The 18,784-nt window shown below is 66.7% G+C and carries 17 protein-coding genes and 1 pseudogene; 6 read left to right on the top strand and 12 right to left on the bottom strand.

Annotation, left to right across the window (positions count from 1 at the left end; all coding sequences use genetic code 11):
- Nucleotides 1-2: 2 nt before the first annotated feature.
- From OK015_RS01810 to OK015_RS01755, 12 genes are all read right to left on the bottom strand, one after another.
- Nucleotides 3-1,832 carry an alpha-D-ribose 1-methylphosphonate 5-phosphate C-P-lyase PhnJ gene (locus OK015_RS01810; protein WP_268128797.1) on the bottom strand — a complete coding sequence of 610 codons (1,830 nt, stop codon included), beginning with the start codon at nucleotides 1,830-1,832 and terminating at the stop codon, nucleotides 3-5.
- Nucleotides 1,829-2,938 carry a carbon-phosphorus lyase complex subunit PhnI gene (locus OK015_RS01805; RefSeq protein ID WP_268128796.1) on the bottom strand — a complete coding sequence of 370 codons (1,110 nt, stop codon included), beginning with the start codon at nucleotides 2,936-2,938 and terminating at the stop codon, nucleotides 1,829-1,831. The genes OK015_RS01810 and OK015_RS01805 overlap by 4 nt, the downstream gene beginning before the upstream one ends.
- Nucleotides 2,938-3,519, bottom strand: coding sequence for a phosphonate C-P lyase system protein PhnH (gene phnH / locus OK015_RS01800; RefSeq protein WP_268128794.1), 582 nt, complete (start codon nucleotides 3,517-3,519; stop codon nucleotides 2,938-2,940). The genes OK015_RS01805 and phnH overlap by 1 nt, the downstream gene beginning before the upstream one ends.
- Nucleotides 3,516-3,950, bottom strand: a complete 435-nt coding sequence (locus tag OK015_RS01795) for a phosphonate C-P lyase system protein PhnG (protein ID WP_268128792.1) — start codon at nucleotides 3,948-3,950, stop codon at nucleotides 3,516-3,518. Before OK015_RS01795 ends, phnH begins: the two co-directional genes overlap by 4 nt.
- A complete protein-coding gene (locus tag OK015_RS01790) occupies nucleotides 3,943-4,692 on the bottom strand; it encodes a GntR family transcriptional regulator (protein ID WP_268128790.1) in 750 nt (249 codons plus the stop codon). The genes OK015_RS01795 and OK015_RS01790 overlap by 8 nt, the downstream gene beginning before the upstream one ends.
- Nucleotides 4,693-4,789: 97 nt before the next feature.
- Nucleotides 4,790-6,424: a phosphonate ABC transporter, permease protein PhnE gene (gene phnE, locus OK015_RS01785; protein ID WP_268128789.1), complete on the bottom strand. Its 1,635-nt coding sequence runs from the start codon at nucleotides 6,422-6,424 to the stop codon at nucleotides 4,790-4,792.
- 7 nt (nucleotides 6,425-6,431) lie between these two features.
- Nucleotides 6,432-7,223: a phosphonate ABC transporter ATP-binding protein gene (gene phnC / locus OK015_RS01780; protein ID WP_268128787.1), complete on the bottom strand. Its 792-nt coding sequence runs from the start codon at nucleotides 7,221-7,223 to the stop codon at nucleotides 6,432-6,434.
- Nucleotides 7,220-8,188 (bottom strand): phosphate/phosphite/phosphonate ABC transporter substrate-binding protein, encoded by a 969-nt coding sequence (locus OK015_RS01775; protein ID WP_268128786.1) that lies wholly within the window; start codon nucleotides 8,186-8,188, stop codon nucleotides 7,220-7,222. Before OK015_RS01775 ends, phnC begins: the two co-directional genes overlap by 4 nt.
- A 156-nt stretch (nucleotides 8,189-8,344) precedes the next feature.
- Nucleotides 8,345-8,986: a DJ-1/PfpI family protein gene (locus OK015_RS01770; RefSeq protein ID WP_268128785.1), complete on the bottom strand. Its 642-nt coding sequence runs from the start codon at nucleotides 8,984-8,986 to the stop codon at nucleotides 8,345-8,347.
- Nucleotides 8,983-10,635: a glycosyltransferase family 87 protein gene (locus OK015_RS01765; RefSeq protein ID WP_268128784.1), complete on the bottom strand. Its 1,653-nt coding sequence runs from the start codon at nucleotides 10,633-10,635 to the stop codon at nucleotides 8,983-8,985. Before OK015_RS01765 ends, OK015_RS01770 begins: the two co-directional genes overlap by 4 nt.
- Nucleotides 10,632-13,202, bottom strand: a complete 2,571-nt coding sequence (locus tag OK015_RS01760; RefSeq protein ID WP_442791188.1) for a transglycosylase domain-containing protein — start codon at nucleotides 13,200-13,202, stop codon at nucleotides 10,632-10,634. The genes OK015_RS01765 and OK015_RS01760 overlap by 4 nt, the downstream gene beginning before the upstream one ends.
- Nucleotides 13,195-13,629 carry a DUF5318 domain-containing protein gene (locus tag OK015_RS01755; protein ID WP_268128780.1) on the bottom strand — a complete coding sequence of 145 codons (435 nt, stop codon included), beginning with the start codon at nucleotides 13,627-13,629 and terminating at the stop codon, nucleotides 13,195-13,197. Before OK015_RS01755 ends, OK015_RS01760 begins: the two co-directional genes overlap by 8 nt.
- 345 nt (nucleotides 13,630-13,974) lie before the next feature.
- Between OK015_RS01755 and OK015_RS01750 the strand changes: the two genes are divergently transcribed.
- The 6 genes and pseudogenes from OK015_RS01750 (at nucleotide 13,975) to OK015_RS01725 (ending at nucleotide 18,741) form a co-directional block, all read left to right on the top strand.
- Nucleotides 13,975-14,517 (top strand): PadR family transcriptional regulator, encoded by a 543-nt coding sequence (locus tag OK015_RS01750; RefSeq protein WP_268128778.1) that lies wholly within the window; start codon nucleotides 13,975-13,977, stop codon nucleotides 14,515-14,517.
- A 63-nt stretch (nucleotides 14,518-14,580) separates the two neighbouring features.
- Nucleotides 14,581-15,678 (top strand): inositol-3-phosphate synthase, encoded by a 1,098-nt coding sequence (locus OK015_RS01745; protein WP_268128776.1) that lies wholly within the window; start codon nucleotides 14,581-14,583, stop codon nucleotides 15,676-15,678.
- A 178-nt stretch (nucleotides 15,679-15,856) separates the two neighbouring features.
- Nucleotides 15,857-16,122, top strand: a pseudogene (locus tag OK015_RS29180) (DUF1214 domain-containing protein); the annotation flags it as partial.
- An 11-nt stretch (nucleotides 16,123-16,133) separates the two neighbouring features.
- Nucleotides 16,134-17,048 carry an alpha/beta fold hydrolase gene (locus OK015_RS01735; RefSeq protein ID WP_268128773.1) on the top strand — a complete coding sequence of 305 codons (915 nt, stop codon included), beginning with the start codon at nucleotides 16,134-16,136 and terminating at the stop codon, nucleotides 17,046-17,048.
- A gap of 27 nt (nucleotides 17,049-17,075) precedes the next feature.
- Nucleotides 17,076-17,879 carry an LLM class F420-dependent oxidoreductase gene (locus OK015_RS01730; RefSeq protein ID WP_268128772.1) on the top strand — a complete coding sequence of 268 codons (804 nt, stop codon included), beginning with the start codon at nucleotides 17,076-17,078 and terminating at the stop codon, nucleotides 17,877-17,879.
- A 121-nt stretch (nucleotides 17,880-18,000) separates the two neighbouring features.
- Nucleotides 18,001-18,741 (top strand): GntR family transcriptional regulator, encoded by a 741-nt coding sequence (locus OK015_RS01725; RefSeq protein ID WP_268128771.1) that lies wholly within the window; start codon nucleotides 18,001-18,003, stop codon nucleotides 18,739-18,741.
- Nucleotides 18,742-18,784 lie beyond the last annotated feature (43 nt).

The raw sequence follows: 18,784 nt of genomic DNA, 5'->3' as shown, positions 1-18,784 counted from the left end.
GATCACCTCCTTGTTGCGGCAACGAGCCGCTGTGTGTAGGGCTGATGCGGGTCACAGAACAGCTGATCGGTCAGGCCGCGCTCGATCACCCTGCCCAGCTGCATGACGACGGCGCGATCGGTCAGCGTCTCGATCACCGAGAAGTCATGGCTGACAACGACCGCCGCGACGTTGCGTTCGAACAGCAATCCGCGCAGCAGGTCGAGCACGCCCGCGGACACCGACGCGTCCAGCCCCGTGGTCGGCTCGTCCAGCAGCAACACCGGCGGTTCTGTCGCCAGCGCCTTGGCGATCTGCACGCGTTGCCGCATGCCGCCGGAGAACGTCCCCACCGGATCATCCATCCGGGATAACGGAACCTCTACTCGCTCAAGGAGTTCAGCGGCACGGCTGCGGATATCGTGGTAGCCGCGCCATCCCGCCGCGGTGAGCCGCTCGGCAATGTTGCCGCCGGCGCTGATTCGCAGGTCGAGGCCATCGGCGGGGTTCTGGTGTACCGCTGCCATTGCATCGACGCGCAGCCGCCGACGCATAGCGTCGGGCAACGACAGCAGGTCGGTAGCGCCATCGTCGACAGTCGCCAGGTGTACCGAACCCGTTGTCGCTCTTTCATTCCCGATGACACACGACAGCACGGTCGACTTACCCGACCCGGATTCTCCGATCACACCCAGCGCCTCGCCCGGTGCGACATCGAAGGACACATCCCACATCGCCACGACTGCGCCGGTGTTCGGGCTGATCGCGGTGCCGTGGTCGGGCCCGGTGCCCTCGACCGCATACACGCCGCCGGTGCCGTGCACCTTGCCGATCGAATCGACCCGCAGCATCCATTCGGGGCTGCCGGTCCGCGTCTCGCGCCTGGGCATCGGGCTTGGGTAGGTAGGCCGCCGGGCCGGCGTGCCGGCGCCGGCACGCCGCCGTGGGTCAGGCAGCAGATGCAGCGGCGCCCGCTCGCGATGCGCAGCGCGGTCGGTGTCACCGGCACGCACCCGGGCGCACCACTCGGTGTCACTGCACATGAAACCGCCTGCGGGCCCGGCCTCGACGAGGAACACGTCATCGCTGCCGCACAGTTTGCACACCGCACCACCCGAGTACTCCACCTCGAACGGCACGTCGTCGAATGTCATTGGGACCGCGTCGGTGTGCGGCGGAACCGCGTAGATCCGCTTCTCCCGCCCGGCGCCGAACAAGTTGATGTGCTCACAATGATGAAGCCGCGGCACGTCCCAGCGCGGAATCGGAGTGCTCGCCATGACGTAGCGCCCGGCGACCAGCACCGGATAGCCCGTGCTGCGGGTGATCATGCCGTTGCGAACGATGTCCTCGTACAACCCGACCCACATTGCTGCGTAATCGTTTTCGGCATGCATGCGGGCGCACTCGGTGACCGATTTCTGCACCTTGCGCAGCGGCTCGGGCACCGGCACCTGATACACCAGGATGTCGCCCGCCGACAGGGCTTCCTCCGGGATGCGATGGCGGGTCTGGACGACGGTCGACTCGCGGGTGTCGGCCGACTCCGCGCATCCGCTGGTGGCCGCGATCAGCCTACGCAAGTTGGTGGCGTTGACACCGGCGTCATCGCCCTGGTCGATGACCTTCACTGTGTCGCCGGCGCCGATCACCGCCAACGTCACCTGCAGGCCACCCGAGCCCCAACCGCGCGCCACCGGCATCTCCCGAGATCCGAATGGCACCTGGTAGCCCGGCACACACACCGCAGTCAGTGCGGCGCGTCGGATCTCTCGTTTGGCGCTTTCGTCCAGGATTCCCGGCGGCGTCTGCTGCTCGGCGATTTCGGCGAGCAACGCGGCGGTCGTGGTCATTCGCAGTCCCTTCCGGCGGGTTCAGGAACACGCACCGCGCAGGTGGTCCCGGCCGACTGCAGCGCCTGTTTGCGTTCCACCATGGAGCGGAATGTCACGTAGTGCGGGAGTTTGAGGTGCTCGAGGAATCCGGCGGAGTCCAGCCCGTCGGTAGTCATAAGCAGCAGCTGTTCCAGCGGGCCGGACCGGCCGAAGCGGCGGTTGGCGATGTCCAGGTTCGCCATCGCGATGGCCTTACGTTCGTTGTGCCCGAAGCACATTCCGTACCCGACGTCGAACCGGCTGCGATCCTCATCGGCACCGTCGAGATCCTCGATGGCCTCAGCCTCGGTGACCCGGAACTCACCGATCGTCACCGGCTCGCCGGTGTGCGGATGCTCGACCTCCAGCGGCAACCGCCCGTGCCGCACCTCGCCGAGGGTGATTTCGTGAATGTCACCGTCGGGGCCGAGGATCGACCGGTACCACAATCCCAACAGCGCGCCGGTATCCGCGCGGGCCATCGTCGCCAGCGCGGCCGACCGTGGCGCCGGGGGCCGCGGCGGAATCCGGCTGATGTCAAAGGGTTCCGGGTCGTCGACAGTGCGGTGATCGACGGCCAGACCGGCCTCGCGCAGCAGGTCGAGGAACCGACGCGGGCTGCGCTGCTGCGCGGTGGCCGGCGGCGTCGGGCCCACGTGCTCATCGGCCGGCGGCGCGGGAGCCGTGACCGGCTGGTCCAGCAGCCTGCGGGTGTAGTCGGTGGTGCGGCCCAGCAGCTGGGGGCCGTCCGGCTCGCGGAAGGCCGGCACGACGCGGCGCATGATCGTCATCCGGTTCGGGTCGATCGGCTCGCTGACCGCCAGGCGCGGCAACGTGGAGCGGTGCGCCCGCAGCAGGTGCGCGGCCTCCAGCAGGTCACCTTCGGCTTGGCGCAGCGCGGCCGCCGCGGCGGCCTCATCGAACAGACCGCCCTCGCCCATCACCCGGTCGACCGCGAGCCGGAAACGCGCGACGATCTGCTCGGTGCTCGCCCACGGGACCGGCGCGAAATCGCGTGCCCGGCGCACCAGATCCTCCGCGGCAAGAATGGCTTCCAGCCCGCCGCGCGCTCCTGCGTACCCCATCAGTTCTCCTCGTTGATCGTCGTGGTGCGCGGCAGGCCGACGACGCGCCCGTCGTCGGTCACCAGCAGGATGTCGATGCCGGCCGGGTAGGCCGCGACCACGTCGGCGCGCGCGGCGACGAATCCGGCGGGCACGCCCCGTGGCGCGACGGTCGTGGTACCACAAACACCCGGACCCGACAGCGTCCACCGGCGCGGACCGCCGTGCACATCGCGGACACCAAGCGCTACCAGTGCGGCGTCCTCCGGTGCCCGGGCCGAGCCGCGGGTGAAGCCGCGGACCTCGTCGTCGCTGACCGGTCTGAGCCCAACTACCAAGCGCGCCATCTCGGCCGGCCAGATGGGTGCCGCGGTTGCGGTGGCGATCGCATCGGCCCAACGGCCACCGGGGTTGTCCAGGACGCACACCCCGGTGGTCGAGTCGGCCAGAGCGACGATCGGGGTGACGGCCGGCGCCAGCACGCTCAGCAGTTCGGCGGGCAACGCCATCGGGGTTCCGGGCCGGGCCAGCGCCTCCAGCACCGCCCGGAAGACCTGCTGCGCATCGGCGGGGCGCAGCGCACTCACCCTCGACGCGATCACGCCAACTCCTCGAATTCGACGATGGTGGGGGCGAGTTCCGCCCACTCGCGGTCCTGCCGCTCGGCTTGACGGGCGGCGACCACGTGGCACAGCCGGTCTACTTCGGCGGCGCGCGGCCGACCCGCCTCGACCTCGGCGTCGAGCACGGCGGCAGACAGGACGGCGACCCGGTCGTCCCCGAGCCGCATCGCCCAGCCACGATGGCCCGCGAGTTCAACCTCGGCGCGACAGGCCAGCACGTCGCCCAGCAGAAACCTCTCGCCGGCAACGGGCTCACGAATCTGGGTCGACACCAAACCGACCTCCGGGGCGACCAGCACCCGCACGTCGGCGCCGTCGGCCAGGCAGGCATCGGCCAGCAAGCGCAGCTCCTCCGTCTCGGCGTGGGCCAGCAACCCGCAGCGCCGGGCGCGGTTCAAGGAATCACTCACCCTGTTCTCCCGACGTAGCGCCCCCGGCGGTGGAGTCTTCGAGTTCGACCACCACCCGCACCGCGTCGGCCCGGGTCCACGCGCTGCTACTCAGCAGCACACAACCGTTTTCGGCGTCACGACTAATGCTCTCGATCCGCCACACCGGGTCGCTAGCCTCGATGCCCAGGCACTGCAGCACACCGCGGGGCGGGATCTCCAAGCTCGCCCGACACCACGCCCGCACCGGCCGCAAACCGCCGAGCTGGCACAGCGCCATGTTCACCGACTCCACGCTCTGTAGCGCAATGTCCAGGTTCGGCACGGCCTCCATCGGGATCAGCTCCTGAGTGACCGATGCCAGCAGGTCGTCGATGAAGAAGTGCCGGACGATCCGGTACATCGGGGTGCCCGCCGGCCAGCCGAGCTGTTCCGACTCCTCGGCGGCAAGTGCGATCCGCTGCACCTCCTTGGTCTGCGAGCGCGGAGTGCCGCCGCTCGCGATCACCGTGGCGTGCCAGGACGGCGGCCTGGTCCGTGAGATCACGTAATCGATGCGCCGATTGACGAAGGTGCCTGCGCCCTGAATGCGGCGAACCAAGAGCCGGCGCTCCAATTCCTGCAGAGCCGAGCGGGCCGCGGCGCGGCCGACGCCGAACCGATTGGCGAGTTCGGGCTCGCTGGCCACCCGGGTGCCGGGCGCGCATGCGGCCAGCTCACCGGCCAGCTGATCGGCGATGTCCATATACCGCGCTGATGTCACGCCTCCACGCTGGTTGGCAAGGTTGTCCGGACAACCTCGCCATGGCCAACGTCGACGCCACTGCAGGTGAACATCCCGAACAGTTGTTTCCCACCGTTCAGCTCACCTCGTGGCGCAGCCACACCGCGAGCGCCTCCACCGCCAGCACGGTTATGAACACCATCAGCAAGATCGTTGTGACCAAACCGAATTCGAGTATTTGCGCGCCACTGAGCAGATCGAAGCCGATGCCACCGGCCCCCACGATGCCGAGCAGAGTAGCTGCCCGGATGTTCACATCGAGCTGGTAGAGCACGTGCCCGGCAAAACCCGGCGCGGCCTGCGGCAATGTTCCGGTGAAAAAGACCTGCCAGCGCCCGGCGCCGGTCGCGTGGATGGCCCGCTCCGGACCCGGATCGACTTCTTCCAGCGAGTCGGCGACGAGTTTGCCCAACAGCCCGATGCTGCCCACGCTCAGCGCCAGCGTGCCCGCCACCGCACCGAGTCCGGTAATCACCACAAATACCACTGCCAGCACCAACTCCGGGATGCCGCGGACCACCACCACCAAGATCCGGAACATCTGGGCAACAAGCGGATTCGGGGCTACATTGCGAGCGGCCAGGCAGCCGATGGGTAACGCCAGCACCGCGCCGATCAGCGTGGCACCCAGTGCGATCTTGATCGTCAGCCACAGGTCAGACCACAGCTGACCGAAGATGCCCGCGGTGTCGGGCGGCCAGAATAGTCCGGCATTCTTGGCGATCCCCCGCAATGAGTCCACGAAATGGATCGGGTCGAGGTCCGCGCCCCACGCCGATATCAACACCGCCAGCACGGTCAGCACTGAATAGCCGGCGCGCCGCAACCGCACAGCAGTCCACGGCGGGCGGATCTGACCCCCGGTGTGCAGCGGTGGGCTGTGCGTCGACTGCCCACCGACGTTGCGTAGCAAAGCCCGCCGAATCGACCCGGACATCAGTTCGACCAATACGCACAGCGCGAGAACCACGGCGGCCAAGGCCATCCCGCGCCGATAGTCCAGCTGCTTGAATGCGGTCGCGATCGCATAGCCCAGACCGTTGATGCCAACGAAACCGAGCAGCACCGAGATTCGCAGGTTGATGTCGATTCGGTGCAGTGCGGTCGCGACGAATGCCGGCATCACCTGTGGGAGCACGCCGGCGGTCAGCTCCTGCCCCGCGCCGGCGCCGCTCGCGCGAATCGCCGCGCGCGGTCCCTCGTCGATGTGCTCGATCGCGTCGGCGTAGAGCTTTGCGACCATGCCTGCCGAATGCAGGCCCATCGCCAGCACGCCGGTCATCGCGCCGAGTCCGAAGATCCGGAAGAATACGATGGCCATCACCACGTCGGGGACGGAACGAAGCATCACAATCAGAGTCCGGGCACCGAACCGAGCCCCGGTGCCGGGTGTGGTGTTGGCCGCCGCCAGGATCGCCAACGGAATGCTGATAATCACTGACAACACCGTTGCGGACACGACGATCGCCAGCGTCTGCCCAGACAGCCGCAGCAACTCCCCGACGGGCGGAAAGTCCAGCGGCAACATGCGCCCCGCGAAACCCACCGCATTGCGGCCGCCATCGACGAACGTCGCGGCATTGATCCGCAGATCGGCGACGGCCCAGCAACCCACCACTACCAGAGCGCCGATGACCAACCCGGCCGCGGCGCTCCCTACCCGCGGAGCCGCCAGTGTGCGCTGCGCGGGTGGGGCTGTTTCAGTGGTCACGCACGAGTCACGCAGGAGCGCCGGCGACTAATGAAGGGGCGCCATTCACGGTCGCGGCGTACAAGGTCATCGCGTCGTCGTGGTCGAGCCCCGCGACCGGCCGGTCGAGAACCACCTGCCCGGCCCGCAACCCAATCACCCGGTCGCCCCAGTTCAGTGCGAGCGCAACCTGATGCAGACTGCACAGGACCGTGAGCCGCTGCTCGGTGCTGATCTCCCGAATCAGCTGCATCACCTGGGCCGCCGATTCCGGGTCGAGCGAAGCGACCGGCTCGTCGGCGAGCAAGATCTCCGGACGCTGCATGAGCGCCCGGGCCACCCCGACCCGCTGCTGCTGGCCACCGGAGAGAGTGTCCGCACGTTGAAAAGCGCGGTCCAGCAAGCCAACCCGATCCAGGTGACCCAGCGCCTCGTGGCGCACGTTGCGCGGGTAGCTGAAAAGCCCGAGCCGGGGCCAGCGCAGCCGGCCCAGCGCGCCGGTGCACACATTCTCCAGGACGCTGAGGCTGCCAACGAGGTGGAAGTGCTGAAACACGAAGCCGACCCGGCGCCGCAGGCGGCGAAGATCACCGGTCGTCGCGCGGCCCACATCCGTGCCCAGCACGGTGACGGCGCCGGCGGTCGGCCGCTGCAGGCCGTCGACGTGGTGCAGCAGGGTGGATTTGCCCGAGCCGGACAGCCCTAGCAGGACGGCGATCTCGCCGGGTGCTACCGAAACCGAAATGTTGTCGAGTGCGCGGATCTCGGGACCGAAAAGCTTGGTCACGCCCTGGAATCGGACGGCCGCCTCACTGGTCATGACTGCCCCGCACACTGTTTGGCGTGCGTGGTGCGGCACACATTGCGGACGCTGTCGTAGAACGAGTTGTCAACCGCCGCATAGCCCCAACCGTTGGCTTCGCCGAGATGGGCGCACGCCGGGGTGCAGATGCCGTTGGCGTTCATGTAGTCGACATTGGCGTTCGGGAACGCGCCGATGATCTTTGCCTTCAGGTCGGGCGCGAGGTTATCGCTGATCCCGATCGGCGAGCCGGGGATCAGATCCGACTTCCACACCACGGTCAGCTGACCCGGCTTGAGCTGCCCCTTACCCGGCAGCGTCGTGTCGATCATGCTTTCCTGAGCGAAACCGGCGTCACACTGGCCGTTGAGCACTGAGAGTGCCGACGCGTCATGCCCACCGGAAATCACCTGGGTGACATCCTTGTTCGGGTCGATGCCCGCGTTGATCAACGCCGCCGACGGGTACAGAAAGCCCGACGTCGAGTTCGGGTCGACAAAGCAGATTTTCTTGCCCCTGAAGTCGGCGATGCTGTTGATGCCGGTACCGGGCCGGGTGATGCCGTAGGAGTGATAGCCGGGAGGGGTGCCCTTGGCGACCGTTTCCGCTGCGACGGGGGTGACCTTGACTCCGCTGTTCTGCGCGGTGATTAGCGAGAACGGGCCGTACTGGACGAAGTCGGCCTTGTCGGCGCGCTGAGCCTCGATGGCCGACGAGTAGCTGGTGGCGCTTTGGAACCGGATCGACTTACCGGTTGCCTTCTGCAGCAACGTGATTAGCGGCTGGTAGGCCTGTTGCATGCTCTGCGCGTTCTCCGATGGGATGGCGGCGAAGACCAGCTCGTTGGGGTTGCGGCCGCCGGACCCATTGCCGCCACTACCGGAGGTGGCACTGGCACCACACGCCGCCAGCAACACCGTCATCGCCACCGCCATCACCGCCATCACGGCCGAGCCGAACGGGCGTCGGGGGCGAGCTAACATCCGGATTCTCCTTTTCGCCAGCCGGCGGCAGCGCAGTTGCCCAGATGGTTCTGCGAGACGGTGCAGTCGAGGGGACGGGGTGGTTACCAGAGGGCGAACTTCGGCTGTGAAGTAGCGCCACTCGACCGCACGAGCGCCGATGCCGTGCCGTGCGAATTACTGCCGCGCCTGCAGATACTCGTGTGCTCTGGCTACCGTCGCCGCGTCGGCCTTGGCGAGGGAGCCGGAGTCGAACGGCGGCTGCGGGTCGTATTCGATCAGCAGCTGAGCGGCCTGAGCGGCCTCTCGGTCGACGAGAAGCTCGGTCAACCGCAACGCCATGTCGATGCCGCTGGACACCCCCGCTGCGGTGATGATGCGCTGGGGCAGGTGCTCGACGACGCGGTCGGGAACGTAGCGTGCGCCCAACTCGTTGAGCAGATCCGCGGCCCGCCAATGCGTGGTCGCGGTGAGCCCGTCGAGCAAACCCGCGGCGGCGAGCAACAGCGCACCCGTGCACACCGAGGTGGTGAAGGTCGTCGTCGGGTGTACGGCCTGCAACCAGGCGCGGATGCGCTCGTCGTGAATGAGCTTTCGGGTTCCGATGCCTCCGGGAACCACCACCACGTCGGGAGCGCTGATTTCGTCGAAGCTGGCGTCGCAGGCGACGCCGAGCATCCCGTTCTCGGTGCGCACCTCACCCCGGCGGTGCCCGACGAACGTCACGTCGATCGACGGAATACGTTGTAGCACTTCGTAGGGACCGACGGCGTCGAGGGCGGTGAAGCGGGGGAACAACGGGATGGCGACCAGGGTCATGGTTGTCCTTGAGCGCTCGCGAGCTCTGTGTCGAGCGGAGGCGGCGGTGCGCCCGCCCGTCGCGACCGGGCCGGACGCAGCCAGTCCGGGAGCCAGCCGGGCGGTGTATCGGGGGCACGGTCGAACGGCCCGCCGGCGGGATCGTCCACGCGCCCGTCCCAGCGCACCAGATCTTCGTCGGGCCGGTAGATCTGGCGGATCACCAGCGCGCACAGCGCGACGACGGCGATGTCGCGCAACAACACCGTCGTGGTGAAAAACTGCTCCGGCAGTGAACGATTCGGATTTCCGTACAGGTAGTACATCCGCGGCACCCACACCAGCGCGTCGATCGTCATCCACGCCAGCAGCACCCGTCGATGCGGCAAAGCCAGCACCGCCAATGGGACCAACCACAGCGAGAACTGCGGGCTCCACACCTTGTTGGTCAGCAGGAACGCGGCGACGACCAGAAACAGCAGTTGCGGCACCCGTGGCCGTTGCGGAGCGGTCAACGCGATGTAAGTGATTGCCGCACAACATGCTACGAATGACACCGCGGCCACGGCATTGAGCACTGTGGGTGGCTCCCAGAAGCCCAGCTTCGGGTCGAAACCGCGCCAGCCGGTGAACGATTTCACCACGTTGTACACCGAGTCCATGTCGTCGCCGCGCCGAGCGTTGAGCCGGAAAAACTCCGACCATCCGCGCGGATACTTCAGCAGCACCGGCAGATTGACCAACAGCCAGGTCACCGCCGCCGAGCCGGCGGTGCGTGCCAGCGCACGGTAGCGCCGGGTGCGGATGGCCAGCACCAGCATCGGGCCCAGGAACAGCAATGGATACATTTTGGCGGCGCCGCCCAACCCGATCAGCACACCCGCCAGCACCGGTTTACGCCGTGCCCACGCCAGCAGACCGGCCATCGCGAATCCCGTTGCCAGTGCATCGAAATTGGTGAATATCTGGAAGATCAGCAGCGGCGAGGCGGCCACCAGGGCCGCGTCCCAGATGCGGCGGCCGGACAGGCCCGCGGTCGCCCAGACGGTCGCCAGCCAGGCCAGCGCCAGCCCGAACGCGGCGATGTCGAAGAACACCACCACCTCGGCGATCACCGGCAATGGTGCCAGCTTGCTCACCGCGGTGTAGGTCTTGGCCAGCGCCATCGACGCATACTGATACACCCCGGTCAGCACCGGATACTCCATGTAGCGCACCGCGGGCTTACCGTCGTAACGGGTCTGCGGTGTACCGCTGGAATCGATTTCGGTCCAGCTCGACTTGTAGGGAAACAAGCCCTTGTTCAACAACTCGGCGCTGTACAACGGCACCGTATCCGAATAACACAACTCGTAGTAGGCGCGCTGGTTGTCCCAGTTTGCGACGCGCAGATCTCCGGCCCCCGTGCCGGTGCTCTGCAGGCACGCCGCCTTCGTCGACCAGCCCAGCGCCATGAAGACCAGCGCGATCAAAAACATCACCCGTACCGGTGTCATCAACCGGGCGCGGCCGATCAGCGCGTGCCGGCCCACCGGTCCGCCGATGGCGTCGGCCAGGGCGGCCCCCAAAGAGTCTGTGTGGCTGGGGCAATCGCGGTTATCGGCGCTACGCAGATCCTCCGCCAGCGGCCGCGGTGAAATGGTGGCGCTCTCCTGCTGAGCGCCGGTCACGGTGGCGGTTGCCCGAATGGCGGGCCGACCGGTGCCGGCTGCTGCGGTCCGAATTGCCCCGCGGGAGCCCCGGGCGGGGGTGGCGGTGCCGCGGTGATCGTCGTGGGCGGTCCGACCGGGATCGTGATGCCCGGTGCGACCTCGATCGTGGGCTGGATGACGGTCTCCGACGGCGGCGGGGGCGGCGGCGGAGCGGGTACACCCGCATAGCCACCGATCTCGGTCGGCTTGGGGAATGTCTCGTTGGCGGTACCCTTCAGCGCGCCATCCATCGTCGACTTCCAGATATCCGACGGCAGCCCCGAGCCGTAAACCTCTGCGCCCGAAGCGGTTACCAGCGGCACGTTGTCCTGGACGGTCCCCACCCACACCGCCGTCGACAACGAGGGGGTGTATCCGACCATCCACGCGTCCTTGTTGGCCTGGGTGTCGCCCAGCTGCACTGTGCCGGTCTTGGCCGCCGAAGCCCGGCCTCCCGATAGGGCGTGGCCCCGCGAATAGGACGCGATCGGCTGCATGGCCGCGGTGGTGTTGTCGGCCACGGCCTTGTCGATGCGTTGGTCGGCGCCCTTGTCCGAGTTTCCGGCGTCGAAAAGCACTTGGCCATCGGCATTGACCACTTTTTGTACCAGGTGCGGCGGGTGGTATACACCGGAAGCGGCCAACGTGGCATACGCTGAGGCCATATCTACCGGCCGAGTTTGATACTGGCCCAGCACAATTCCGTTGTTTGGCGGTCCGCCCTTGCCGTCCTCGGACAGCGTGTGCGCGACACCGGGGAAACTGTTGGCGATACCGGCCTGATGCGCGGCGTCGGCGACCGCCGCCGGTCCATTCTTGAGTTTGAGCATCAACCGGTAGTAGGCCGTGTTCAGCGACATCTTGAGCGCTTCGGCGATATTGCACGTGCCGCAGTTTTCGCCGTCGACGTTGGTGATCTTGATGCCGTCGACGGTAAGCGGCGAGCTGTCGACCTGGTAGCCCAACCCGATGCCCTGCTGGAGCGCGGCTACCAACGCGAACACCTTGAACGACGATCCGGTCTGCAGCCCGGCCTGGGCGAAGTCGAAGCCGTTGGCGTCCGCGCCGCCGTAGTACGCACGGATCGCGCCGTTGTGCGGGTCGATGGACACCACGGCCGAGCGCATGTCGGGGTCTTGCCCGTCAAGGTATTTCGACACGGCCTTCTCGGCGGACTGCTGGGCCTTCGGATCGATCGTGGTGGTCACCTGCAGGCCCTGAGTGTTCAGGGTCTGCTCGTCGATGTTGAACAGTTCCATCAGCTCTTTGGTGACCTGGCGTTCGATCAGGCCATTGGGGCCGGTGGTCTGGTTCTCCGCGCGAGCCTGATCGGGCGGGACGGTCTGGGGAAATTGCTGCGCCGCACGATCGCTCGCCGACAACGCCTTGGTTTCCACCATGCCGTCCAGCACCCAGTTCCAGCGGGCCTCGGCGCCCTTGGGATCCACGGCCGGGTCCAGCGAAGACGGCCGGCGGATCAGCGCCGCCAACAGGGCCCCCTCGGAGACGGTCAACTGGTCGGTGGGCTTGTCGAAGTAGGCCTTGGACGCCGCCGAAATGCCGTACGCGCCGCGGCCGAAGTAGATGATGTTCAGATAGGCCTGCAGCACTTCGTCTTTGGACCACTCCCCCGACATCTTGGTGGCGATGACGAGTTCCTTGGCCTTGCGCATCAGGCCGGCGAACCCGTGCTGCGCGGAGCCCACGAGCGCGTTCTTCACGTATTGCTGCGTGATCGTCGAGCCGCCCTGCAGATCGCCGTTGCCGAAGAGGTTGTTGCTCACGGCCCGCGCGAAGCCGCTGAAGTCGAACCCCGGATTCGAATAGAAGTTGCGGTCTTCGGCGGCGATAACGGCCTGGCGGACGTGCACCGGCACCTGGTTGATGTTGACATCGACCCGATTGCCTTCGGGCGGAACAATTTTCGCGATCTCCGAGCCGTCGCTGGCCAGGATGGTGGAGACCTGATTGGTGCGGATATTGCCCGGCTTGGGAATGTCTACGATGAAATACGCCATCGCGAACGTCACGATCGGCAACAGCACCAGGACTGCCGCGCTGAGGTAGGCCGCGCGCCGCACCCACCGCCAGTTGATCTGCTCGATCCAGCTCCAGTCCAGCCCCGACCCGGGAGCCCGGTGGCCTGGCCCTTCGGGGCCGCCGGGTCGTCGCGGTGGCGGCGGCGGGCCTTCCGGTGGGCGACCGGACAGCGGGCGGTCACGACGCGACGCGGGTGTCGACCGGCCGTCGAGGGCGGCCTTCACCTCCTCGAGCGCATCCCGGGGCGTTGTCGAAGTGCCGCCCAACGCGGCCTTGACTTCGTCGATCGGGTCGGACCGCCGCGGCGACCGGTCGTCGATCACCGGCGGGAGGATCGTCGTCTGCCGATCGTCAGGAGGAACCCGGCGACGGGTCCCGCCGTCGGAGCGGTGCGCCGGATGGCCGGAATCGTCCGTACGGTCCGCGTGGGGTTCCTTGCTCATACGCTCAGTCGCGGACCCGTTCGGGTCATCGGGCGACTGATCGTGGCGCCCTTCGTTATTCAATGGCCGTGCGGGCGCCGTTGCGTGCCGTCCGCGTGGACCGGGTCCCCTTAGGAGAAGGCGCCGGGCGTTCCGCGCCGAGCACATACGACTTGACTAGGTGATTCCAGCTGCAGGTCCGGCACACCTCGACGACGTGGACCGAAAATTCGTCGAACTTAGTCGCCAGCATGACCAGCTCTTCTGCCGTGCGGGCCGAACCCGATACCGCGCCCAAATGATCGCCGAACACCCACGACACCAGCGTGAGCTGTTCCTTACGGCAGATCGGGCACATCACCTGGCTGCTTTTGCCGTGAAACTTAGCGGCGCGCAGCAAATAGGGGTTTGCATCGCATACCTCGGACACGCCCGTGCGGCCGGAGTACACCTCGGCCAGCAGTGAGCGCCGCCGGAGCGCGTAATCCACCACCTGTCGCTGCAGTCGCACGTTGACCAGAGTACGTCGCCGCCGGCACCGCCGATACGCAACCGAGGCTGTCGGCACCGTCGTGCCGCGCTGACAACCCGCGGTGACAACTGCTGACTCCTACGATCATCCCCATGGCGAAATGTGTAATCCGGGCCTGATCACGGCCATTTTCCCGCCGTCGACGCACCGTTAACGCCGCCTTCGCACACTCGACCCAGCCGGGGCGCCCACATCGCCGGGTCATCAGATCTTGGTGCCTAAACACCATGCCAACACGCGGTAGTGTTGTGGCTAATATATCGAGACGATACTATTTCGCGAGGCGTCGGCCCGTCGTAACTAGCTATGCAAGGAGGTGACTCGATGCTGGAACTCGCCATCCTCGGCCTCCTGATCGAATCGCCGATGCATGGCTACGAGTTGCGCAAGCGGCTGACCGGCCTACTCGGTGCGTTCCGCGCGTTTTCGTACGGTTCGCTCTACCCAGCGCTGCGACGCATGCAGGCCGATGGGTTGATCGCCGAGAACGCCGCGCCGGCCGGTACCCCGGTCCGGCGGGCCCGTCGGGTCTACGAGCTGACCGAGAAGGGTCGCCAGCGTTTCGGTGAGCTGGTGGCCGACACCGGTCCGCACAACTACACCGACGACGGTTTCGGAGTACATCTGGCGTTCTTCAATCGCACTCCCGCGGAAGCGCGGATGCGGATTCTTGAGGGTCGCCGCCGTCAGGTCGAGGAACGCCGTGAAGGACTGCGTGACGCCATCGCGCGGGCCAGCAGCTCACTCGACCGTTACACGCGGCAGCTGCACCAACTCGGGCTCGAGTCCAGTGAGCGTGAAGTCAAGTGGCTCAACGAGCTCATCGCCGCGGAGCGGGCGGCGCCCGGACTCACCGAACAGATATAGACCCCCTGCACGACCCCGCCCGGACATCGAGACATAGGTAATTGAGGTAAGGAGAACGCCCTAATGAGTCAGCACAACGCGCCCGACGCGTCGACCGAGGTACGAGTCGCCATTGTCGGCGTCGGTAACTGCGCGTCCTCACTGGTTCAGGGCGTCCAGTATTACTACGACGCCGACGCGAACAGCACCGTGCCCGGCTTGATGCACGTCAAGTTCGGCCAGTACCACGTCCGCGACGTGAAGTTCGTCGCCGCGTTCGACGTGGACGCCAAGAAGGTCGGCTTCGACCTCTCGGAGGCGATCTTCGCGTCGGAGAACAACACGATCAAGATCGCCGACGTGCCGCCGACCAACGTGACCGTGCAGCGCGGCCCGACCCTCGACGGTATCGGCAAGTACTACGCCGAGACGATCGAGATCTCCGACACCGAGGCCGTCGACGTGGTCAAGGTGCTGCGCGAAGCCAAGGTCGACGTGATGGTGTCCTACCTGCCGGTGGGCTCCGAAGAGGCCGACAAGTTCTACGCGCAGTGCGCGATCGACGCCGGCGTGGCGTTTGTCAACGCCCTGCCGGTGTTCATCGCTTCCGACCCGGTGTGGGCCAAGAAGTTCACCGACGCCGGTGTGCCGATTGTCGGTGACGACATCAAGAGCCAGGTCGGTGCGACGATCACGCACCGCGTGATGGCCAAGCTGTTCGAGGACCGCGGCGTGCAGCTCGACCGCACCATGCAGCTCAACGTCGGCGGCAACATGGACTTCCTGAACATGCTCGAGCGCGAGCGGTTGGAGTCCAAGAAGATCTCGAAGACGCAAGCCGTGACGTCCAACGTCCAGCGCGAGTTCAAGACCAAGGACGTCCACATCGGCCCGTCCGACCACGTGGGCTGGCTCGATGACCGCAAGTGGGCCTACGTCCGCCTGGAGGGTCGCGCCTTCGGGGACGTGCCGCTGAACCTGGAGTACAAGCTCGAGGTGTGGGACTCGCCGAACTCGGCGGGTGTCATCATCGACGCGGTGCGGGCGGCCAAGATCGCCAAGGACCGCGGCATCGGCGGTCCGGTGATCCCGGCGTCGGCGTACCTGATGAAGAGCCCGCCCAAGCAGCTGCCCGACGACATCGCCCGTACCCAGCTCGAAGCGTTCATCATCGGGGGTTAAGTCGATCTAGCGCGCCGTTACGCGGCGCGCTGCGGAATCGAATGCACCGGGCAGTTCGAATTCACTCCTCGAGTGTGCGGTGACGGTGGCGGGTGTGCGCTGACGCTGACCTGGCCGCGCACGCGAATCCTGTTCGGCCGTCAGCTCGGCGTCGACGACTGCGGTCGAGGCGCTGATCGTCGAATTCGACGGGTGCATCCGGCTCGTCACGGCGCATCGTGATCCGAATGTCCACAACCCGGCCGGACACCACGGCTTCGAACGCGAGAACTCGACCTACCGCCACATGCTGGACGGCGAACCCGCCGCGCTGGACACCACATTGGTCATCACCAGGACATCGCGCGCCTGCTTCCGCCGGGATACGGCCTGGTGAGTACCGCGGAGCGCAGCGCCGCGTTGTGGGAGCGATTCCGCGGTATTCGCCGCCGCCATGTCCTCTAGTGTCGAAGATCGTGACCGAGATCTCCGAAGACGAACTGGACGGACTCTCCGAATTCTCGCTGCTGTCCGAGAACGCCGAGCAAGCCGGCGTCACAGGTCCGCTGCCCGACGTCGAGCGCATCGAGGCCGATACGCCGAACGGCCGAGTCAGCGCACTGCGCTGGGGCGGCACTCCGCCGCGGATCGTCTTTCTGCACGGCGGCGGACAGAACGCCCACACCTGGGACACCGTCATCGTCGGCCTCGGTGTGCCGGCCTTGGCGGTCGACCTTCCGGGCCACGGACATTCAGGCTGGCGGGAGGATGGCGACTACTCCCCGCGGAACAACGCCGACGCCGTGGCACCGGTGCTCCGCGACTTCGCACCCGATGCCGATCTCATCGTCGGCATGTCGTTGGGCGGGTTGACGGCGATCCGCATCGGCGCAATAGCCCCCGACCTGGTACGCGAACTCGTCCTGGTCGACGTCACCCCGTCGGCGTTGCACCGGTACGCCGAGCTGACCACCGAGCAACAGGGCACCGTCGCGCTGGTGCAGGGCGAACGTGAGTTCCCCAGCTTCCAGGCCATTCTGGACGCGACCGTCGCCGCGGCCCCGCACCGCGAAGTCAAGGCGCTGCGCCGCGGCGTCTTCCACAACTCGCGGCGGCTCGACAACGGCAACTGGGCGTGGCGCTACGACGCCATCCGCGCCGTCCCCAACTTCGGTGACTTGTGGGACGACGTCGACGCATTGACCGCACCCGTCACCCTGGTGCGCGGCGGCTCGTCGCCCTTCGTCACCGACGACGACGCGATCGAACTCACCAATCGCGCAACGCATTTCCGCCAGGTCCACGTCGTCGAGAATTCCGGACACTCCGTGCAAAGCGATCAGCCGCGCGCGCTGATCGAGCTGTTGAGCGGGGTCCTCGGCGCACGCTGAGAGTCGGCGGCTCCTACGGTGGCATACATGACTTCAGCCGACCATCCCGTTCGAATCGGCGTGCAAGTGCAGCCCCAGCACGCGCCCGAGTACCGCCACATCCGCGATGCCGTCCGCCGCTGCGAGGACATCGGAGTCGACATCGCGTTCACCTGGGATCACTTCTTCCCGCTTTACGGTGATCCCGACGGAGCGCACTTCGAATGCTGGACGGTTCTGGCGGCCTGGGCCGAGCAGACATCGCATATCGAGTTCGGCGCCCTGGTGACGTGCAATTCCTATCGAAACCCGGAGCTCCTCGCCGACATGGCCCGCACCGTCGACCATATTTCCGACGGCCGGCTGATCCTGGGAATCGGATCGGGTTGGAAAGAAAAGGACTACGACGAGTACGGCTACGAATTCGGCACCAAGGGCAGCCGCCTCGACGACTTGGCGGCCGCATTCCCCCGGATCACGTCGCGGCTGGCCAAGCTCAATCCCGCGCCGACCCGGGACATCCCGATACTGATCGGCGGCAAGGGTCCGCGCAAGACCCTGCGACTGGTCGCCGAATACGGCGACATCTGGCACGGCTTCACCACCGTCGACACCTACCCGGCCGCGGCAGCCGTGCTCGAGGAGCATTGCGCCGTCGTCGGCCGCGACCCGTCCACCATCGAGAGGTCAGCCGGCGTGGAAAACAACAGCGGCGAAGGCATCGATGGGTTGATCGCCAACGCCGAAGGCCTGACCGCATTGGGGGTGACGCTGCTGACGGTTGGCGTCAACGGCCCCGACTACGACCTTGGCGCGGCCGAGGCATTGTGCCGTTGGCGTGACAAGCGGTAAGCCATCAATTCGGGTTCGCCTTCAATTCATCTGCCAAACATCTTTTCGAGGGCGCGAAGTCATGAGAAACTTTCCTCCGCTGTTTGCTGGAGCGCGGTCGAAACAGACTTGAAAGAGGCTCATGCCGAAGAAATACGGGGTCAAGGAAAAGGACCAGGTTGTTAACCACATCCTGAACCTGGTGCTGACGGGGAAACTACGCAGCGGCGACCGGGTCGACCGCAACGAGATTGCGCTCGGCTTGGGAGTCAGCCGCGTCCCGATCCAAGAGGCCCTCATCCAGCTCGAGCACGACGGCATCGTGTCGACCCGCTATCACCGCGGCGCGTTCGTCGAGCGGTTCGACGAAGCCACCGTCCTCGAGCATCACGAACTTGACGGCTTACTCAACGGCATCGCCTCCGCGCGGGCCGCGACCAACCCGACGCCGCGGATCCGGGGGGAGCTCGATGCGCTGATGCGCGCGCTGCGCACCGCGAAAGACGCCCGGGCCTTCTCCGACATCACGGTGGAATACCGGCGCACCATCAACGACGAGTACGCGGGGCCGCGGTTGCACGCCACGATCCGTGCCTCGCAGAGCATCATCCCGCACGCGTTCTGGTTGAGCTACCAGAGCAATCGCGACGACCTGCTGCCCTACTACGAGGACGAAACGTCGGCGATCCAGCGACGTGACCCGGACGCCGCGCGGGCGGCGTGCGTCGGCCGTGCCTACCTGATGGCGCAGACCATGCTGGCCGAATTGTTCCGGCGCAGGGTTTTCGCCGCGCCCGACGATGCTCGCCAGGTTGTCGCCAGCCCGCTTCGCGTACTGACAGAGTCCGAGGCGGTCTGTGGCGAGCCGTCGATGGCGCTCTAAATAGGGCTCTCATCGCGCCGAGTCACCGCCCGCTCGATACGGT

The organism is Mycobacterium sp. Aquia_216, assembly GCF_026723865.1.
In the GTDB taxonomy this organism is placed as follows: Bacteria; Actinomycetota; Actinomycetes; order Mycobacteriales; family Mycobacteriaceae; genus Mycobacterium.
This window is presented reverse-complemented; position numbering and strand designations above follow the sequence as displayed.